An 18,259-nucleotide genomic window follows, 5' to 3' on the forward strand; every position below is an offset into this window, starting at 1 on the left:
CAAAGATTACAATGGAAGATCAACATCAAACCGCAACCAAGGCCATTTGCTACCACTGTGGAGAAGATCTGCCCAAGGTAAAATATCAAACAAACGATAAAGATTTTTGCTGTGCGGGCTGTATGGCCGTTTTCAAGATTCTTTCAGAAAACAACCTCTGCAATTATTATGTATATAACAATACTCCTGGCAGGCAGTTAAAAAACGATAGTCATTTAGAATACCTCGACGATCCCCAAATTATTGATCAATTGATCGATTATAAACATGAAAATTCGAGCATCATTACATTTTATATTCCCGCCATCCATTGCAGCTCTTGCATCTGGTTGTTAGAACATCTCTATAAAATTAATGCGGCTATTTTCAGCTCGAGGATCGATTTTCTCAAAAAGCAGGTAACTATTCAGTTTAACCATGAAGAAATTTCGCTAAAACATCTGGTCGAAACCTTAAACCAGATTGGTTACGAACCTTTAATTAGTCTTCAGGATGTAGTGAAGGCACACAGCAGTTCGGTGGATAAAGCTTTAGTGCTGAAAATTGCTGTTGCGGGGTTTTTAATGGGGAACGTGATGCTTTTCAGCTTTCCGGAATATTTTGGTTTATCGGGTCTTGAAAAACAGTTCCGGTACCTATTTGGTTGGTTAAACCTGACATTTTCTATCCCTGCAGCTTTCTACTGTGGACGCGATTATTTTACTTCGGCCATTACCAGTATCAAACATAAACACATCAATTTAGATACACCTTTGGCATTGATTATTGCTGTATTGTTCTTACGTACCGCATTTGAAGTTATTTTTGCCATGGGCCCTGGTTTTGCCGATACTTTGACAGGTCTGGTTTTCCTTCTTTTAATGGGCAAGTGGCTTAAACAGCGAACTTACCATCACATTTCTTTCGACCGAGATTATCGATCATATTTCCCCATTGCGGTAACTACCTTACAAAATGGCAAAGAAAAACCGGTACCTATTAATGACGTTAAAATAGGTGACAGGTTGTGGATCAGAAATGGAGAACTGGTACCGGCAGACGCCATTTTAATGAAAGGGGAGGCCTGGGTAGATATGAGTTTCGTGACCGGCGAATCGGAACCGATACATAAAGTGCTGGGCGAAATCATTTATGCCGGAGGAAGACAGACTACAGAGGCCATCGAACTTGAGGTAATTAAACCGGTTTCACAGAGTTACCTCACCGGACTCTGGAACAATGAACACTATAAGAGCAATGTAGAAAAAAAGAATTTTAACGATTCTGTCGCGAAATACTTTAGTATCGGCGTTTTTCTGATTGCCTTTGCCGCTACGGGCTATTGGTTGTTTCAGCAAGATAGCCATAAAGCCTGGTCGGCATTTACCGCCGTCATTATTGTAGCCTGTCCATGCGTACTGGCTTTAAGCACACCCTTCACTTTATCGGCCATTTTATCTGTTTTTGATAAAAAAGGATTTTATGTTAAAAATACAGATGCCGTAGAAGAACTGGCCAAATGCAATACGGTTATTTTTGACAAAACCGGTACTTTGACCAGTAATGAAAACGCGGAAATTTCTTTTAGCGGATATTTGACAAACGACGAAGAACTGATTGTGGCTTCGCTGTTGCGTAATTCAACCCATCCGCTAAGCAGGCATATTCTTAAGGCTTTAAATGTGGAAAGATATTATTCACTTAATGATTATAAAGAAGTGACAGGCAAAGGATTATCAGCTAAAGTTAACCATCATATTGTTTATGCCGGGCATTTATCCATGCTGCCTGTAACTGTGAAGCCGGCTGGTGAAACCGGTGTGCATATTGTGATCGACCATACATATAAAGGTTGTTTTAATATCAAGCAGCAATGGCGGCCCGGATTGAGACAGTTGGTTTCGAAACTTGCTAAATTTGAACTCCAGGTTTTATCAGGCGATACTGATAAAGATCATTCGATGTTGAAGACTATCTTCCCTGAAACCACAACCATCGGGTTTCATCAGCGTCCGCACCAGAAATTAGACGCCGTTTTGAGGCTTCAGAAAAGCGGGAAGAATGTGATGATGTTAGGTGATGGGCTAAATGATGCCGGTGCTTTAAAACAAAGCAATTTTGGGATAGCCTTAACCGATAACATCAATAATTTTACACCAGGTTGTGATGCCATTTTACAGGGGAGTACATTAAACCTTCTGCCGAACTTTATCCGGCTCAGCAAAGATGGTCTTACAGTGATTAAAATTAGTTTTGCCATTGCCACAGCCTATAACTGCATTGGTATCTATTATGCTGTACAGGGAACACTTTACCCATTGGTTGCAGCGGTGCTGATGCCCGTTAGTACCGTTACGATCATTTTATTTACCACCCTGGCTACCCGCTGGTTTGCCCGTAAAAACAAACTGATATGAATATCCTTTACTTTTTGGTTGGCTGCAGCGTTTTAATGGCACTCATTTTTTTGGGTGCTTTCTTTTGGGCCTATAAAACCGGGCAGAATGATGATGTACACACCCCTGGCATACGCATCTTGTTCGATGATGAAATGACCGATGAAAAAAGTGAAGAAGATCACTTTTCCAGCTAACCGCTATCATCCTTTATCTCTGTGCTGCAGGATACCTTTGGTGTACAAAACATACAAAATTCCGCTTCTATTATGCAGCTAGAAAAATTTACTTACGATAACAGGATTGTCAGAAACTTTGGCATTGCCACCCTGGTTTGGGGAATTATCGGGATGACCGTTGGACTGCTTGTGGCCATGCAGCTCTTTAAACCAGCCATGAATATGGGTAGCCAGTATACCACCTTTGGCAGGATCAGGCCCTTGCACACCAATGCTGTGATTTTCGCCTTTGTTGGAAATGCCATATTTATGGGCGTTTATTATTCGCTTCAGCGTTTACTTAAAGCCAGGATGTTTAGCGATGTACTCAGTAAGATCCATTTTTGGGGCTGGCAGCTTATTATCCTATCCGCCGTAATTACCCTTCCACTGGGTTTTACTACCTCGCACGAATATGCTGAACTCGAATGGCCAATTGATATTGCGATTACCATCATCTGGGTTGTCTTTGGAGTGAACATGTTCGGTACCATTATTAAAAGGAGAGAACGACATCTTTACGTGGCGATCTGGTTTTACATCGCCACTTTTGTAACCATTGCAGTATTACACATTGTAAATTCTTTTGAGCTACCTGTTTCTTTTATGAAAAGCTACTATTTGTATGCTGGCGTTCAGGATGCACTGGTACAATGGTGGTATGGACATAATGCCGTTGCGTTTTTCCTGACTACACCTTACCTGGGGATGATGTATTATTTCTTACCAAAAATGGCTGGCCGACCTGTTTATTCTTACAAGCTGAGTATACTGCACTTTTGGTCGCTCATTTTTATTTATATCTGGGCAGGGCCCCATCACTTATTATACACCTCATTACCGGGTTGGGCCCAATCATTAGGGGTTGCTTTTTCCATCATGTTAATTGCGCCAAGCTGGGGCGGCATGATCAACGGTTTGTTAACCCTTCGCGGTGCCTGGGATAAAGTGAGGGAAGATGTAACCCTTAAATTCATGGTGGTTGCCCTTACGGCCTATGGTATGGCTACTTTCGAAGGACCAATGTTATCGTTAAAACAGATTAATGGCGTAGCACACTTTACCGATTGGATCGTGGCCCACGTACATGTTGGCGCTCTGGGCTGGAACGGCTTCTTAACTTTCGGAGTGTTGTACTGGTTAATCCCACGCATTTACAAAACCGAACTTTACTCTAAAAAGTTAGCTGGTTTCCACTTTTGGATCGGCACTTTGGGAATCCTCTTTTATGCCATCCCAATGTATTGGGCAGGGTTTACACAAGGATTGATGTGGAAAGAATTTACCCCTGAAGGTTTATTGAAATACCCGAATTTTCTAGCCACCACACTACAGATTATCCCCATGCATGTTTTACGTTCAATTGGCGGTACACTGTATTTGGCCGGGGTAATTGTGATGACCTACAACCTCGCCAAAACCATGCTCGGTGCTAAACTGGTAGCCAATGAAGCTGCCGAAGCCATGCCTTTAACCAAAATTGTAGTTGATAGCAGCCCGGCAGATAAAGCCTGGCATAGGATACTGGAACGTAAACCCATGAAATTCATGGTGCTATCGCTCATCATTATTCTGATTGGGGGAATGGTAGAAATGATGCCAACATTCACCATCCAATCTAACGTGCCTACTATTGCCAGTGTAAAACCATATACCGCACTGGAGTTGCAGGGCAGGGATTTGTACATCAGAGAAGGTTGTGTAAACTGCCATTCGCAAACGGTTAGGCCTTTTCGTTCAGAAACCGAACGTTATGGCGAATACAGCAAGGCGGGAGAATTTGTTTACGATCACCCATTTTTATGGGGCAGCAAACGTACCGGTCCAGATCTTCACCGCGTAGGTGGAAAATATTCTGATGCCTGGCACTACAATCACCTCGTTGATCCGACATCGATGTCGCCAGGCAGTATTATGCCTCCGTATCCTTGGCTTATTGAACAGCAATTGGATATCAGCACCACTGCAAGTAAAATCAAAGCGATGCAAACATTGGGCGTTCCGTATGCTGAAGGCTATGAAAAACAGGCCAATGGAGATTTAAAAATACAGGCTGAAAAAATTGCACTAGAACTAAAGCAAAATAACATTAAAGTTAAAAGCGACCGTGAAATTGTAGCCATTATTGCTTACCTGCAACGATTGGGTACTGATATCAAAGCCAATACAGAAACTATTCCTTCAAATCAATAAAATATGTTTAATCAGATCAAAGATTTAGCCGGTGGCGAAATATACCTCGTTACCTCTCTGCTTATGTTCATGTTGTTTTTTGTAATTGTTGGAGTTTACCTCTTTAAATTAAGTAAAAACCATATCAAAAACATGAGCGAAATCCCTTTTCAAGACCACAAAACCAAATCATATGAAGAAGATTAAACTATTATTATTTTCACTGTTTTTATCGGCAGCCACTCACGCGGCAGATCAAAAAACAGCAGAAGCAATAGCACCTTCTCAGCCAGGATTAGGACTTAACCAGTCAGAGTTACTCATTGTGTTGCTATTGTTATTCGCACTTGTTCTGCTTTTTGTTTCGATAACGCTGCTTAATGCTTTTAAAGTAATGTACCAGGAGCAGTTAAACCCAACCAAATACACCGGCCCCCTAAAAGAAGAGTCACTTGATTATGACAGCTGGCTGAAACAAAAAACGGTAAAACCGTCCATCTGGTCAAAATTATTGGGTTTAAAACCGATTGAAGAGGAGAAGAACCTGGTTATCGATCATGCTTATGACGGTATCAAAGAGTTGAACAATCCAGTGCCCGGCTGGTTTAATTTCCTGTTTTTCGGCACCATGATTTTTGCTGCAGGTTATCTCTTCTATTTTCACATCGGCGGTTATGGCGATCTCCAGGATAAGGAATATGAAAATGAAATGGCCAGGGCGAAGATAGAAAAAGCAGCATATCTGGAAAAATCAGCTAATACCATTGATGAAAACTCAGTAAAGGTTGATAACACCCCAACGGTATTGGAAGAAGGAAAAACCATTTTTAATGCCAACTGTGTAGTTTGCCATGGCGATAAAGGACAAGGTATAATAGGTCCCAATTTAACAGACGACTACTGGTTGCATGGCGGAGGCATTAACAATGTATTTAAAACGATAAAATATGGTGTTCCCGAAAAAGGGATGATCAGCTGGGAGAAAAACCTCAACCCTAAACAGATCAGTGCAGTTGCCAATTTCATTCTTTCGTTACATGGAAGTAATCCTGCCGGAGCAAAAGCACCGCAAGGCGAAAAGTACGAAGCGAAAGATCTGAAGGATAATGAGATGAAAGCAGCAAAAGACAGTGTAAATCAAACCGATGTTATCAAGAAATAAACCTGGAAGTAAGGGCAGGGGCAGAAATTTCATTTACCCTAAAAAACCGTCGGGGAGATTATACACTTACCGGAAAAGGGTAAGTTATATACTGCTGTTGTTTTTGTTCTCCTGTCCGTTTCTAAAACTCAATGGCGAGCAATTGGTGCTGCTAAATTTCATCGAAAGGAAATTTGTTTTTTTCGGGCTGATTTTTACCCCACAGGATTTCTACCTGTTTGCGCTTGCTATGCTCGTCTTTATCATCTTCATTGTCTGTTTTACCGTGGTATTAGGCAGGTTATGGTGCGGGTGGGCCTGTCCGCAGACTATTTTCATGGAAATGGTTTTCCGCAGGATAGAATACTGGATAGAGGGAGACGCAAGTAAGCAAAAGAAACTGGATGAGGGGCCTTGGACCGCTGAAAAAATTGGGAAAAAGGGCAGCAAACATTTTATTTTCCTGTTCATCTCTTTTGTCATTGCCAATACTTTTCTCGCTTATGTGATCGGTTCTGATGTGCTGTTTAAGATCATCACAGAACCTATCTCCAAGCATGTTTCAGGCTTTATATCCATATGGCTCTTCACCTTAATTTTTTTTAGCGTATTTGCTTATGCGCGCGAAGTAGTATGCACAGTAATCTGCCCTTATGGTAGACTTCAGGGCGTTTTGCTTGATAACCAGAGCCTGGTAGTAGCTTACGATTTTATCAGGGGCGAACCCCGCGGGCGTATGCAGCGAAAGGCAAATGAACAAAAAACAGGCGATTGTATTGACTGTGGCCTTTGTGTGCAGGTTTGCCCGACCGGGATTGATATCCGTAAGGGAACGCAACTCGAATGTGTGAATTGTACGGCCTGTATCGATTCATGCAATGAGGTGATGCTAAAAATAGGAAAGCCAAAAAACCTGATCGGTTTCTTTAACCAGGAATTTATTGCAGCACGTAAACCTTATAAAATTGCGTTGAAATCTTACGGTTATGCCGCGGTTTTATTTGTGGTTATTATGGTTTTCTCTTCGCTTATGTATAAAAGAGAAAATATTCAAACCACTGTTTTAAGAGCAAGTGGAACCTTATACCAACGTAGGGGGACAGATAAAACCAGTAATCTTTATAATGCAGAACTCGTAAACAAAACCAATAAGGCGGTAAAATTTACTTTTAGGTCGCAGGATAGTGAAGATCAGATCGATTTTATTCAGAAGGCGGTTATTTTGCCAAAAGAGGGAACCGTACACCTCACTTTTTTTCTGATCAGGAAAAATAATTTGATTAAAAGATATAAAACAGATGCGGTTTTCGAGGTGATTGCCAATGGCGAAGTGGTGAGTACCACAACAACTAGTTTTTTCGCGCAGCCGGAAAGCGAATGATAGAAGGAGTGAAGGATAGATTGACTGAATTTAAGCAATCATTCATTAAAGACTAAAAAATATGAACTGGGGAACGAAAATAATAATGGGGATGTTTGCATTTATGCTGTTTATCGTGGCAATGGTGATTTACATGTTCCATATGCATGGTAGAGATGCCCTAATTGAAGAGAATTATTACGAAAAGGGAATCAACTACAATGCAGAATACGATGCCAGGCAAAATGTTTTACAGGATGACGCCAAACCTAGAATTACCATTACCAATACCCAGCTGGTTATACAGTTAAAAGATAGCGCGCAATACGAGCTGATACTGATGCGTCCAGCCAACAGCAATGATGATATTAAACGGGAAGGATATACAACCGGACCATCAAATCTTATTCTGGTAGATCGGGCTAAAATGGTTAATGGCATGTGGTTTCTAAACCTTTCGTGGCGTAACCACGCTGGAAAAAAATATATGTTTAAGAATAACATTACCTTATGACAGGTTATTTGCCATTGGCGTTTTTAATGGGGTTATTCGGAAGCCTTCACTGTGCGGTTATGTGCGGCCCTATTATATTGGGTATGCCTTTCAGAAAACAGTATCTTTTTTTAAGTGCACTTCAACTGCTCTTATACCAGTTTGGTAGGGTTACGGTTTACACCATTTTAGGTTTGACGGTTGGTTTTTTGGGAAGCAGCATACGCTTGTTCAGCGATCAGAAAACCCTGGGTATTGTTATTGGTTCAATATTAATCCTGTTTACTTCCTTACAATTTAACAAAAGGTACAGAAACCGGTTTTCGATGCTTCAGTTAAAAGCCACGAATCCATTAAGCAAAATAATGGGCAAGGTATTTCATTTAAAATTTTGGGCATTTTTCGCAGGCATGCTTAATGGCATCGTTCCCTGTGGAATGGTTTACTTAGCTCTGGCCACGGCTTTAAATACCGGTAATGTTCAATCGGGCGCTACATTTATGTTTCTTTTTGGCCTGGGTACCACTCCATTGATGTTGATGATCTCCCTGGGCGGAATCTTTTTGAAAAAGTACATCCGTATAAACACAAATAGGCTGATCCCCTGGCTGATGCTTTTTATGGGTGCGTTGCTCATTTTGCGCTCGGCCGATTTGGGGATTCCGTTTTTTTCTCCAAAAAATACAGGGGGCTATGGCCATTCGATAGAGTGTAAATAGGTAAGTCCTGACTTTGGTGTTCGGCGTTTGGAGACAACTAACCCGATACTAGCGCAAGTATTAGTGCAGTGCATAATTGGGAGGTTGATTTGTGCCTTTGAGGTTGACCAAGCGCAAGTCAGGCCACACTTTAAATACTGTGGCGCTAAGACTTGCGCTAGAAATGGCCTGATAAAATATTGACCAATCAACCAATGAACCCGTTCTACTGTGCGCGTTTCTTTTCTTCCTCGCTGGCAGAAGTCCGTTTTCTGGCCGCTGTCGGGTTTCCGCCCAGCCGGTAAGAAAAACTCAAAGTAGCACTTCGGGTATCGCTTTTCTCCACAAAGCCATTGCGTTGGTTATCATAATTTACATTAATGCGATAAACATTGCTATAGAAAATATCGTTTACTGCCAGCCTTAAAGTTCCCTTGTTTTTGAATACACTTTTGCTCATGCCTGCGCTCACATCATAAAGTTCTGCCAGTTTATAAATACCCTGTATGGTAGGGGAAGAATACCATGCGCTGATTTCTGCTTTTAAACCCAGGGCCTTATTTAAGGTAAAAGCATGGTTAGAACTTAGGTAGATGCCCCAAACGCGGTAATCGTAGCGTGCCTGTAAATAGCCCGACTTTTCCTGACGATAGGAACCCTGCCCATAATTGTTTATTTCCCACCACCTAAACACCTTAACGGGAAAGGATGCCGAAAAACCCATCTCCTGGCTTAAATCAAGATTTCTCTGGGTATCATAAAAGAGTTTCGACGAATTATCCTGTACGGTGATATTGCTAAAATAATCAACTACCCGCCTGAGGTAAAATGAAATGTTATATTGCTGCTTGTAGGTATAGCCTAACTCGCCGTTGTATATAAAAGCTGGTTGTAATGAAGGATTTCCTTCCAGATAGGTATACGGACTGGTGTAGGATTTAAAAGGATTGAGTCTCCAATATTCAGGCCGGCTAATCCTGGAACTATAGTGAAGATTGATTTCATGATTTTTATTCACCTTATATGCCACGAAAAGTGTCGGAAATAATTTAAAATAGTTATTCTGGCTATTGGTATTTAATGCGATCGATTTACCATTTGTTCGGGTATATTCGCCCCGTAAACCGCCTTCAAAACTCCATTTGTTTATATCACCGGTTATACTGGCATAAATAGCTGATATATTTTCAGCATATTCAAAGCGGTCGCTGCGGTTGTTCACCAATTCGCGGCCACTAGCTGGATTGTTATAAAAATCAAAGCTGTTACGCGTCCGGATGCTGCTATATTTCAAGCCAGTCTCAAATGTCCATTTCTTCCAGAACTTATCCGTGTAATCTATTTTTCCGGAATAAATATCAATATTTTGGTCAGATGGCGTAAAAATATGATACTGATCAGGCAGTGGACTGCCATTACCTGAAATCCCATAAGTATCTACCTGCTGGCTATTTTTATTCTGGTAGGGTACATAATCAAGATCCACATTGATATTCCTTCCATTGGTATCTATTTTGATCTTGTAATTAAGATTAAAACTATATTGGCCAGCTTGTCCATTGGAAACATTTTGGGTTTGAAGAATTGAATCGGGTAATGCCGCGTGGTTGTTAAAAATAGTAGTTAATGTGCTATTTGGTCTGTTACTTGCACCATTGTAGCCATTTACCAAAATACCGATCACTTGTTGTTTAGTCATATTGTAATCGGCGCCAATTTTATAACTATTGGCATTGCCCAGGCGTATGCCTGACTTTTCATTTCTCCAGTCGGCATAATTTCCCGGCGAATCAAAAATAACATATTCACTTTCAGTGTGGTCCTTTTTACGGCGGCTATAACCATAATTTCCATACACATTCCACTTATCCTGCCGATAATTAAATACCATACTTGGATTATAGCTACTGTAGGTGGCTTGGGTATAACCACCAGAAAGTGTAACGTTGTAACCATCGCCCTTTGGCTTTTTAGAAATGATGTTGATTACCGCACCTCCCTGGGCATCATATCTGGCCGTAGGATTGGCAATAATTTCTATTTTGGCAATATTGTCTGATGGTAAGCTGCGGAGATAAGCAGCCAGATCTTCGCCTGATAGTCTGATAGGTTTATCATCCATGTAAATAACCACGCCTTTGTTGTTGGCGGTTATTCCGCCATCAAATTTTGTTTGTACACCTGGTGCTTTAGCCAATGCATCCCATACAGTGGTACCACTGGCCACTATACTATTTTCCACATTGAATATTACCCTGTCAATTTTCCTAACAATAACTGGTTTTGAGGCTGATACTGTTACCTGATCCAGTGTCTTCTCATCACCTGTCATGATGATGATAACGGAATCTGCCGGCAAAATAAGTCTTTTCATCAGGTTCTTATAGCCAATTGCCTTTAACGCTATAACATAATTGCCTTGTAATGGCTGAGGAAAACTGAACAGACCAGTTTTTGAAAGCTGCACGGCTATAGTAGAGTCTGCATGCCGAAGGCTAATGGTAACGCCGTCTATAGGATGACCATTTTTATCGGTTACCAAACCGTTGCGCAATTGAGCAAAAACCATTAACGGGAGGGATAAGAATAGGAGTAAGGTTAACTTTTTCATGTTTCAAAGCTAACGGCTAACTATGTAAAGCAAAGTTAAGCTCGGTTAAATAAGGTTAAATCTTCAGTTTGTACTTCCATCAATAAAATGATTTGTTCATTTTAGGGGAATGAAATGGCTTACATCCAAATATGTTTTTCCATTAGCGGTCATTACGCTGATCATTAGTCTCTGCCTGCAGTGTGCCTGGATCAGGCAGTTATACCTGGCGCAAAAACAAGATGTCAAATCCAGACTCGAATCTATTGTAAGCGATGCCTCCAAACAAATCGTTTACCGAAGTGTGGCGAAGGGACGCGAACGGAGCAGTCGTTTTAAGCAGTTTTTTCTTTCTTCAGAATGGTTTGCATTGCGGCAGGCTTTTGATGAACTGAAATTGGACAACCTGCACAGCCAGTTTCATTATGGAATTGATAATGACAGCACTGTTGTAGAAATGAAGATGTCTTTTCTTAATGATCCGAAAAAACATTTCAAAATCTCCTCATCTGCAAAAACAGACAACATGTCTCCACGTCAGGTTTCATCAGATGATCAAAGGGATTTGAAAAGTCTGGATAGCCTGGTAGACCGTCAACTTAAATTGTTAGGACTAAGCGTCCGTAAAAATTATGCGCTATACGATTATTCTAGTGGAAACCTGGTCAAGTCAGTTCCTTTCTCCAAGAGCAATATCTCTTTTACCAGCGGGCGTTATACCTATAACCTCAAGTTCTTACACAGATACCAGCTTGTAGTGGCCAATATTTTTTGGATTGTTGTTTTTCAGATGCGTTATTACCTGATTTCCTCTTTTATGATGCTGGTACTTACCGCTGCGGCATTTTATCTCCTCATCAGACTGATGAAAAACCAGCAGCTCTATGCACAGGCGAAGATCACTTTTACCAGTAATATGACACATGAGCTGCAGACTCCAATCTCGACCATTTCCGTAGCGCTGGAATCCATTAAAAAATATCATTTAGTCGATCAGCCCGAAAAACTGGAAAATTACCTCAATATCAGCGTTCACGAGTTGCAGCGTTTACAGGGCATGATTGAAAAGGTGCTCAAACAGGAGCAGATGGATCTGGGAGAAACGAAATTGCAGTTCAGCCTGATTGATGTACAGCCGATACTGCAACAGGTCATTCAGACTATGGAGGTGCAGGTACAGGAGAAAAATGCTTCGATCATATTTTTGCCAACAACTGAACCGTTATTTATTAAAGGCGATGCCATGCATATTTCTAACGTATTTTATAACCTGATTGATAATGCATTAAAGTATTCTCCGCCTTATGCGAAAATTGAAATATCGTGCAGTATTGCTGATCATCAATTAACCATCAGTTTTAAAGACAACGGTCCGGGGATAAATGAAATGTATCAGCAACAAGTTTTTGAGCGTTTTTTCAGGATTTTTAATCAGGATAATATACATAATGTAAAAGGATCTGGTTTAGGTCTTCATTATGTAAAACAGGTGGTAGCGCTGCATGGTGGCTGTGTTGAATTGTACAGCAAAGCTGGAAAAGGATGTAATTTTATGGTTATTTTGCCTTTGTATGAAGAAAATTAAGGTTTTGTATGCTGAAGATGAGCCTTTTTTGGCGCGTATCGTTTTTGATGGTTTAAGCAGTAGCGGTTATGAGGTAAATCTGGCTTTGGATGGACAGCTGGCCTGGACGCAATTTCAAGAAAATAAACCTGATATCTGCATCCTTGACATTATGATGCCGCAAAAGGATGGCTATACGCTGGCTACTGAAATTAGAAAATCTGACCCCAATATTCCGATTATATTTCTAAGCGCAAAAGCGCTCACTGAAGATGTAGTGAAAGGCTTCAAAAGCGGAGGAAACGATTACCTTAAAAAGCCATTTAGTATTGATGAACTCCTGGTGCGCATGGAATCGCTCTTAAAAAGATTTGGCCATACGCAGAAAGATGAAAAAAATGTAATTAGGAAATACCAATTTAGGAATTGTGAATTGGATGTCCTCACGCAAAGGTTAAAAACTTCAGTTGGTGAATATTCGCTTTCTTATAAAGAAACCATATTGCTCGAATTATTATTGAAAAACCGCAATAACACCTTGGCGCGTGAGCTTGCACTGATTAAAATCTGGGGTGAAGACAGTTTTTACAACGGCCGTAGTATGGACGTTTTTATGGCTCATCTGCGCAAGCTGTTAAAAACCGAACCAGAAATTCAGATCATGAGTTTGAGGGGAGTGGGGTACAAGTTGATCTGTTAATTGTTGTTTAGAAAAATGAAGCAATTGTTTCGGATCAGGTCTTAACAAATTCACCATATTCAGACACTACATTATTGCCACATTTCGTAATAGCCTCCAGAACGGGAATAAATCCTTTACCGAAATTTGTTAAACTATAGATTACCTTAATTGGCGGCTTTTTGCCATAAACTTTTCGAAGTACCAGACCATCTTTCTCCAGCTGTTTTAATTGGAGGCTCAATGTCATTTCGGTAATAGTGGGTATTTCCTTACGAAGTTCGTTGTAGCGTCTGGAGCCACTTTTCAAATGATACAAAATCACAGCCTTCCATTTTCCGCCGATTAAGTCCATTGCCAGACTTACCGTACAAGGGTATGTCTTGCCTTTTAGCTTCACGTAATCGCCTACACATTCTGTTTTCATCATGGTTTCTGTTAAACTATCTATTTTGATAGTTATTGCAAATTTATATTACTAAAAATACTTTTGCGACTAAAATAATGATAGTATAAATAAAAAGAAAAATGTCACATACTTTATCAAAAAACAAAGCAATTTCACCAGCCGAAAAACCGCTAGTCGTGATCGTTGGAATTCTGGGCAAACAAGGTTATAGTGTTGCCGGTACGCTGCTGGCAAGCGGCGCTTATCGGATACGGGGCATCACCCGCCGGCTTAACGCTCCGGAAGCCATTAGATTAGCGGAACAAGGCGTTGAGCTTGTGAGCTTACCACTTAGCCTCGGGTATAAAAAAGAGTTTACAGAGGCCTTTCGTGGAGCTGAAAGTGTTTTTCTGATGACACCGAACATTGCTCCACCGGCAACCTACGAATTTGATTTAGGTAAAGAACTGGCAGACGCAGCCGTTGAGGCAGGTGTACAACAGATAATTTTCAGTAGTTTAGAAAATGTAGACAAGTTAACAGGTGGAAAATTATTTGCCCCGCATTTTACTGATAAAGCCAGGGTAGAAGCGTATATCCGTAAATTGCCTGTAAAAAGTTCGTTTATATACATGGCTTTTTTTTTCACTAACCTGATGGAATTTTATACCCCAAAATTATCAGGTGATACACTTATATTTCCAATTTATTTACCAGAAGATTTCGCAGCGCCGTTTGTAGATCCGCTAACTGCAACCGGACCTGCCGTTTTCGAGATTCTTTCAAACCCAGCTAAATATACAGGTCAATCCTTACCTGTAATCGGCGATGTTATCTCCCCACAGGAAATGGTTAAAACCTTTACCAAAGTTACAGGTATAAAAGCTGAGTACAGTTCGGCCTATAAAAGGAAGGAAATGCTCCAACATTTCCCGGAATTTGCTTCAAATGAAATCTTAGTGCGTGAGATTTTAGGTATGGCAGAATTTGCGGTAGAATATGGTTACTTCAGTAAGGAGCGTAATCTGAAATGGAGCCGTCAGATTAATCCTGGGAGCCTAAATTGGGAAGCGTTTTTACGCACAACCAAATGGAAGGGCCAGAAATGGATATACTAAAAAAATGATGTGAATTTAAACGAAAATGTGGCCGAATTATAGAAACCTGTCTCCCAAATTAATTCACGTAGGAACCGACGATCTCATTTGTTATCGATAAAAATTTAAGCAGATTGTTCCTGTCAAACAGAAGGGTGATAAAACGATCCCCCTTCTTAAAACTTAGCCTCAAACCTCCAGGATATAAACTATCATCGCCAAGCTTTTCTTGCCTGATTTTATACCTGCTGAATTTTAACATACCCTGTTTAGGAGTCGTACCGTTCATTACTAAATTAAAGGGCAAACCTGCTACCACAATAGGCTGATCCTCTGGAATATCGAAAAACATTTCAGTTATACTTTTGTCTTCCCCGAGGCTACAGTATAGTTCCAACCCTGATTTAGTTAACCATTTTGCATAGGGCTGCTCGTTGGCATCTTCGTAAAAAACAGTTTTTACACCTAATATTGCCGAAACCCTTTCAGGTGTTTGAGGGAAAATAAACTCCTGATTTTTATTTAAAAGCGTTTTAAATCCGGCATTTTTCTGTGCATAAGAAATTAATGCTAAAAATTGAAAGAGCAATATTAATCTGGATACGCTGGTTTTCATATGGTTCACAAATAAATAATCAGCTATAATTTCATAACAATTGTTGTTGGTGTGCAGCTGCTATCAGTTCAGCCACATTCTTCACTTCGAATTTCTGTATCAGGTTTCTCCGATGGGTATCTACCGTCAGTGGACTTAAAAACAGCTCCTGGGCAATATTTTGACTGGTTTTTCCCTCCGCTAGAAGCGATAGAATCTGTTTTTCCCTCCTGGTAAGCTGTGGTGTATTGCGCAGCTGGTTTTTAGTCGGACGGCTAATAATCTCCACCACTTCCTTACTGTAACAGATATTTCCGCTTATTGCCGATGCAATACATTGCCGGAGTTCATCCAGTGAACTGTTTTTAAGCAAATAGCCACTTGCCCCATTTTGTATGGTTTGCATAATAATACTCCGTTCAGTATGGTTACTGAGGATGAGTATAGTGGTATCAGAGTATTGTGTTTTGATGATCTGGCAGAGTTCCATACCACCAATATCTGGTAATGTAACATCCAGCAATACCAGATCTACAGGGTTACTGTTTAAATAATCAAGTAGCTGTGTGCCATTTGAAAAACCGCCCACAATCTCGAGGTTATCTTCATTTTTAAGGAGGGTTTTAAGTCCTTCAATAACAATAGGGTGGTCATCTACAATAACGGTACGCAGTTTATTCATCGATACTGGTTTTAAGTTCTATATCAATACTTGTTCCTTCACCAGGAGCAGAATGTACTTCAAATTTCCCTTGCAAAAATGCGATACGGTTTTTCAGATTATCCAGTCCCATGCCTTTTTTCTCGGAAAGAGTGGCTATATCGAACCCCCTGCCGTTGTCTTCAAAGGTAATAAAAATGGTATTTTCATTTTGGCTGCACTGCAGTATGATGTCATCGGCATGTGCATGTTTGATTGCATTGGAGATGAGTTCCTGCACAATCCGGTAGATATTCAGCTGCACATTCATGGCAATATTTTTTTGAATACCGAACATTTCTGAAGTAATGCGCAATCCGTCGCGCATGTAGAACTCACAAAGATCTTTCAAAGCAGTTTCAAGACCAAATTTCAATAGCGTATCAGGAACCATATTACGTGCGATGCGACGCAATTCGGTAACTGAACTATCGAGCTGACCGATAATGCGATGCAGGTCTTTATCATCCGAGACGGCCGGTTGGGTATCTGTCCAGCCTGAAAGACCAATTTTAACACCAGACAGCATACCGCCGAGGCCATCATGAAGATCCCTTGCTACGCGTTCTCTTTCCAGCTCTTCGCCTTCGAGCATGGCTTTTGTAATCTTCAGCTGCTGTTTTCTCTCCATTTCACTTAGCTGTTGCTTATAATTAATCTCTTTTTGCGCTGCCAATTTACGTTTACTTCTGGCGGTGAGCAGAACGAAAACCAATAAAAGAATCAACAAAAGGCATCCCAAACCCAGTATAAACTTATACAAACGTTCGTTACGGGCATTTAGCTGTACCTGTTTATTTTCCGATTGAAGGGACTGTATTTTTTGCTGATTTTTTGCTGTCCTGTATTTCGTTTCCAGTTCGTTGATTTTTACTTTCGTCTGGTCGCTGGTAATGCTGTCATTGCTCTGCCTGTATTTACTGAGCCAGCGATAGGCTTCTTTATAATCCCCCAGCTTCTCACTTACTTTGGCCAATTCAGAATAAAGCATGGCCCGATCGTTAATCTTGGCAGTTAAAGTGCCTTCTTTAATGATGTCCAGTAAAATTTGTCTCGCTTTTCCATAGTTTTTTTGCTGCTGATAAATCTCATATCGGCGGAAGAAAAACTGTTGGTAAAGTTGTTTCTGGTTATATTGCTTAGCAAGCGTAATGCCTTTATCTATACTCGCAAGTGATTTGTCAAATGATGATTTTGTGAAATAGTAGAGCGATTCATTATAATAGTATAGCGGATAATTTAAAGAGGAAGGATATGGCTTTAGTAATTGTTGCGCTTTTTTCAAAAGTACGCGGGCCTTGTCGGCTTTGTTATCATAACAATAGATGCTTACGCCGGTAAGGTAGGAGAATAACAGATCGGTATCAACAGCGCCTTTTTTTTCCAGTAAAGTTATGGCTTTTTCGTTATAAGCGGCCGCTTTTGAAAATTGGTAGTTATTCATCAAAATGGTGGCGAGCTGGGTATAATAATAGGCAATCCGTTTTGGGTCACCGGTTTTCTCTATAATGGGAATAGATTTTTCCAAAGTTATTTTAGTAATAAAATCATAACCCTTTTGGTCTACGTTCATGATGGCGTAGTTATACCAGGATGCGGCCTGCTTGGCCCAGGCCATTTTTGTATTAAATGGCGAAAGTGCTTCAGCGGCTTTTTTAAAAGCATCAGATGCCTTTGGTTTATTCCAGTTGAAATAATATTGCCCTTTATAAAAAAGTGCCAGTGCGTTTAAATACTTATCGCTTTTTGCGGCGGCAGTCCCCGCATTTAGGTAGGCTTTACTTTTTAAAGTATCTTTAAATTTCCAGTATTCTACCAATAAGAAATTCGTATTCGCTCTTGAACTGTCTGGAATTTTTTTCTTTAAAATGTGCTGCAGGCTGTCGAGATAATGTTGCTCATTAAGAGGAACCTGCTGTTGGCCAACAGATTTTAATGAGATCAAAATCACCATCAGGAATAAAAAAAATCTGGTCATGCTTAAAAATTACATTTGTTCACCGGGCTAAATATCAGCTTATCGTCCGGGCAAGTCAAATTTACCGCTAAATATCAGACATAATTTCCAGCACAGCATCATTTCATCTGGCGGTAATAAAAAATACCTGAAAACCAGTAGAAGAAAAACGGCAAAAACCGGTATTTCTTTTGGTTCATACTTGCAATAGCTTTGCCATTATACCATAATT

16 protein-coding genes are annotated in these 18,259 nt (G+C 40.4%); 11 read left to right on the forward strand and 5 right to left on the reverse strand.

The genetic code is table 11. The features are described from left to right. Positions 1-11: 11 nt before the first annotated feature. From ACK1I8_RS07285 to ACK1I8_RS07320, 8 genes are all read left to right on the forward strand, one after another. Positions 12-2,396: a heavy metal translocating P-type ATPase gene (locus ACK1I8_RS07285; RefSeq protein WP_412468669.1), complete on the forward strand. Its 2,385-nt coding sequence runs from the start codon at positions 12-14 to the stop codon at positions 2,394-2,396. Next, entirely contained in the window at positions 2,393-2,572 is a 180-nt protein-coding gene (gene ccoS / locus ACK1I8_RS07290; RefSeq protein WP_412468670.1) for a cbb3-type cytochrome oxidase assembly protein CcoS, read from the forward strand. The genes ACK1I8_RS07285 and ccoS overlap by 4 nt, the downstream gene beginning before the upstream one ends. A gap of 72 nt (positions 2,573-2,644) precedes the next feature. Further along, a complete protein-coding gene (gene ccoN / locus ACK1I8_RS07295; RefSeq protein WP_412468671.1) occupies positions 2,645-4,786 on the forward strand; it encodes a cytochrome-c oxidase, cbb3-type subunit I in 2,142 nt (713 codons plus the stop codon). A 3-nt stretch (positions 4,787-4,789) separates the two neighbouring features. Further along, entirely contained in the window at positions 4,790-4,972 is a 183-nt protein-coding gene (locus ACK1I8_RS07300) for a hypothetical protein (RefSeq protein ID WP_412468672.1), read from the forward strand. Continuing rightward, positions 4,959-5,927: a cbb3-type cytochrome c oxidase N-terminal domain-containing protein gene (locus ACK1I8_RS07305; RefSeq protein ID WP_412468673.1), complete on the forward strand. Its 969-nt coding sequence runs from the start codon at positions 4,959-4,961 to the stop codon at positions 5,925-5,927. Before ACK1I8_RS07300 ends, ACK1I8_RS07305 begins: the two co-directional genes overlap by 14 nt. Then, the gene (gene ccoG, locus ACK1I8_RS07310; protein WP_412468674.1) at positions 5,911-7,287 is read left to right on the forward strand and encodes a cytochrome c oxidase accessory protein CcoG; all 1,377 of its coding nucleotides are present in this window, start codon (positions 5,911-5,913) and stop codon (positions 7,285-7,287) included. Before ACK1I8_RS07305 ends, ccoG begins: the two co-directional genes overlap by 17 nt. A gap of 61 nt (positions 7,288-7,348) precedes the next feature. Further along, positions 7,349-7,780, forward strand: coding sequence for a FixH family protein (locus tag ACK1I8_RS07315; RefSeq protein ID WP_412468675.1), 432 nt, complete (start codon positions 7,349-7,351; stop codon positions 7,778-7,780). 26 nt (positions 7,781-7,806) lie between these two features. Further along, positions 7,807-8,478: a sulfite exporter TauE/SafE family protein gene (locus ACK1I8_RS07320; protein ID WP_412469357.1), complete on the forward strand. Its 672-nt coding sequence runs from the start codon at positions 7,807-7,809 to the stop codon at positions 8,476-8,478. A 205-nt stretch (positions 8,479-8,683) separates the two neighbouring features. On the opposite strand, the gene ACK1I8_RS07325 is transcribed toward ACK1I8_RS07320, so the two are convergent. Further along, entirely contained in the window at positions 8,684-11,068 is a 2,385-nt protein-coding gene (locus ACK1I8_RS07325) for an outer membrane beta-barrel protein (protein WP_412468676.1), read from the reverse strand. Positions 11,069-11,177: 109 nt separating this feature from the next. Here ACK1I8_RS07325 and ACK1I8_RS07330 point away from each other — a divergent pair, with 109 nt between their 5' ends. Continuing rightward, the gene (locus ACK1I8_RS07330) at positions 11,178-12,632 is read left to right on the forward strand and encodes a sensor histidine kinase (RefSeq protein ID WP_412468677.1); all 1,455 of its coding nucleotides are present in this window, start codon (positions 11,178-11,180) and stop codon (positions 12,630-12,632) included. Continuing rightward, on the forward strand, positions 12,619-13,311 hold the full coding sequence (locus ACK1I8_RS07335) for a response regulator transcription factor (protein ID WP_412468678.1): 693 nt from the start codon (positions 12,619-12,621) through the stop codon (positions 13,309-13,311). Before ACK1I8_RS07330 ends, ACK1I8_RS07335 begins: the two co-directional genes overlap by 14 nt. 34 nt (positions 13,312-13,345) lie before the next feature. Here ACK1I8_RS07335 and ACK1I8_RS07340 read toward each other — a convergent pair whose 3' ends face one another. Then, positions 13,346-13,720, reverse strand: coding sequence for a winged helix-turn-helix transcriptional regulator (locus tag ACK1I8_RS07340; protein ID WP_412468679.1), 375 nt, complete (start codon positions 13,718-13,720; stop codon positions 13,346-13,348). A 98-nt stretch (positions 13,721-13,818) separates the two neighbouring features. Here ACK1I8_RS07340 and ACK1I8_RS07345 point away from each other — a divergent pair, with 98 nt between their 5' ends. Then, the gene (locus ACK1I8_RS07345; protein WP_412468680.1) at positions 13,819-14,796 is read left to right on the forward strand and encodes an NmrA/HSCARG family protein; all 978 of its coding nucleotides are present in this window, start codon (positions 13,819-13,821) and stop codon (positions 14,794-14,796) included. Between the two features lie 58 nt (positions 14,797-14,854). Here ACK1I8_RS07345 and ACK1I8_RS07350 read toward each other — a convergent pair whose 3' ends face one another. The 3 genes from ACK1I8_RS07350 to ACK1I8_RS07360 are packed head-to-tail and all read right to left on the reverse strand — an operon-like array spanning position 14,855 to position 18,048. Continuing rightward, the gene (locus ACK1I8_RS07350) at positions 14,855-15,391 is read right to left on the reverse strand and encodes a hypothetical protein (RefSeq protein WP_412468681.1); all 537 of its coding nucleotides are present in this window, start codon (positions 15,389-15,391) and stop codon (positions 14,855-14,857) included. Positions 15,392-15,422: 31 nt separating this feature from the next. Beyond that, positions 15,423-16,052: a response regulator gene (locus ACK1I8_RS07355; RefSeq protein WP_412468682.1), complete on the reverse strand. Its 630-nt coding sequence runs from the start codon at positions 16,050-16,052 to the stop codon at positions 15,423-15,425. Beyond that, positions 16,045-18,048 (reverse strand): ATP-binding protein, encoded by a 2,004-nt coding sequence (locus ACK1I8_RS07360; protein WP_412468683.1) that lies wholly within the window; start codon positions 18,046-18,048, stop codon positions 16,045-16,047. The genes ACK1I8_RS07355 and ACK1I8_RS07360 overlap by 8 nt, the downstream gene beginning before the upstream one ends. Positions 18,049-18,259: the final 211 nt, after the last annotated feature.

Origin of the sequence: Pedobacter sp. KLB.chiD, from assembly GCF_047040275.1 — a bacterium.
GTDB lineage: Bacteria > Bacteroidota > Bacteroidia > Sphingobacteriales > Sphingobacteriaceae > Pedobacter.

What these genes read in the sequence shown, in the direction of transcription:
- ACK1I8_RS07345 (WP_412468680.1), top strand. Translation starts at nt 13,819, where the DNA reads ATGTCACATACTTTATCAAAAAACAAAGCAATTTCACCAGCCGAAAAA.
- ACK1I8_RS07315 (WP_412468675.1), top strand. Translation starts at nt 7,349, where the DNA reads ATGAACTGGGGAACGAAAATAATAATGGGGATGTTTGCATTTATGCTG.
- ACK1I8_RS07350 (WP_412468681.1), bottom strand. Translation starts at nt 15,391, where the DNA reads ATGAAAACCAGCGTATCCAGATTAATATTGCTCTTTCAATTTTTAGCA.
- ACK1I8_RS07320 (WP_412469357.1), top strand. Translation starts at nt 7,807, where the DNA reads ATGGGGTTATTCGGAAGCCTTCACTGTGCGGTTATGTGCGGCCCTATT.
- ACK1I8_RS07360 (WP_412468683.1), bottom strand. Translation starts at nt 18,048, where the DNA reads ATGACCAGATTTTTTTTATTCCTGATGGTGATTTTGATCTCATTAAAA.
- ccoG (WP_412468674.1), top strand. Translation starts at nt 5,911, where the DNA reads ATGTTATCAAGAAATAAACCTGGAAGTAAGGGCAGGGGCAGAAATTTC.
- ACK1I8_RS07355 (WP_412468682.1), bottom strand. Translation starts at nt 16,052, where the DNA reads ATGAATAAACTGCGTACCGTTATTGTAGATGACCACCCTATTGTTATT.
- ACK1I8_RS07325 (WP_412468676.1), bottom strand. Translation starts at nt 11,068, where the DNA reads ATGAAAAAGTTAACCTTACTCCTATTCTTATCCCTCCCGTTAATGGTT.
- ACK1I8_RS07305 (WP_412468673.1), top strand. Translation starts at nt 4,959, where the DNA reads ATGAAGAAGATTAAACTATTATTATTTTCACTGTTTTTATCGGCAGCC.
- ACK1I8_RS07300 (WP_412468672.1), top strand. Translation starts at nt 4,790, where the DNA reads ATGTTTAATCAGATCAAAGATTTAGCCGGTGGCGAAATATACCTCGTT.
- ccoN (WP_412468671.1), top strand. Translation starts at nt 2,645, where the DNA reads ATGCAGCTAGAAAAATTTACTTACGATAACAGGATTGTCAGAAACTTT.
- ACK1I8_RS07330 (WP_412468677.1), top strand. Translation starts at nt 11,178, where the DNA reads ATGAAATGGCTTACATCCAAATATGTTTTTCCATTAGCGGTCATTACG.
- ccoS (WP_412468670.1), top strand. Translation starts at nt 2,393, where the DNA reads ATGAATATCCTTTACTTTTTGGTTGGCTGCAGCGTTTTAATGGCACTC.
- ACK1I8_RS07340 (WP_412468679.1), bottom strand. Translation starts at nt 13,720, where the DNA reads ATGATGAAAACAGAATGTGTAGGCGATTACGTGAAGCTAAAAGGCAAG.
- ACK1I8_RS07285 (WP_412468669.1), top strand. Translation starts at nt 12, where the DNA reads ATGGAAGATCAACATCAAACCGCAACCAAGGCCATTTGCTACCACTGT.
- ACK1I8_RS07335 (WP_412468678.1), top strand. Translation starts at nt 12,619, where the DNA reads ATGAAGAAAATTAAGGTTTTGTATGCTGAAGATGAGCCTTTTTTGGCG.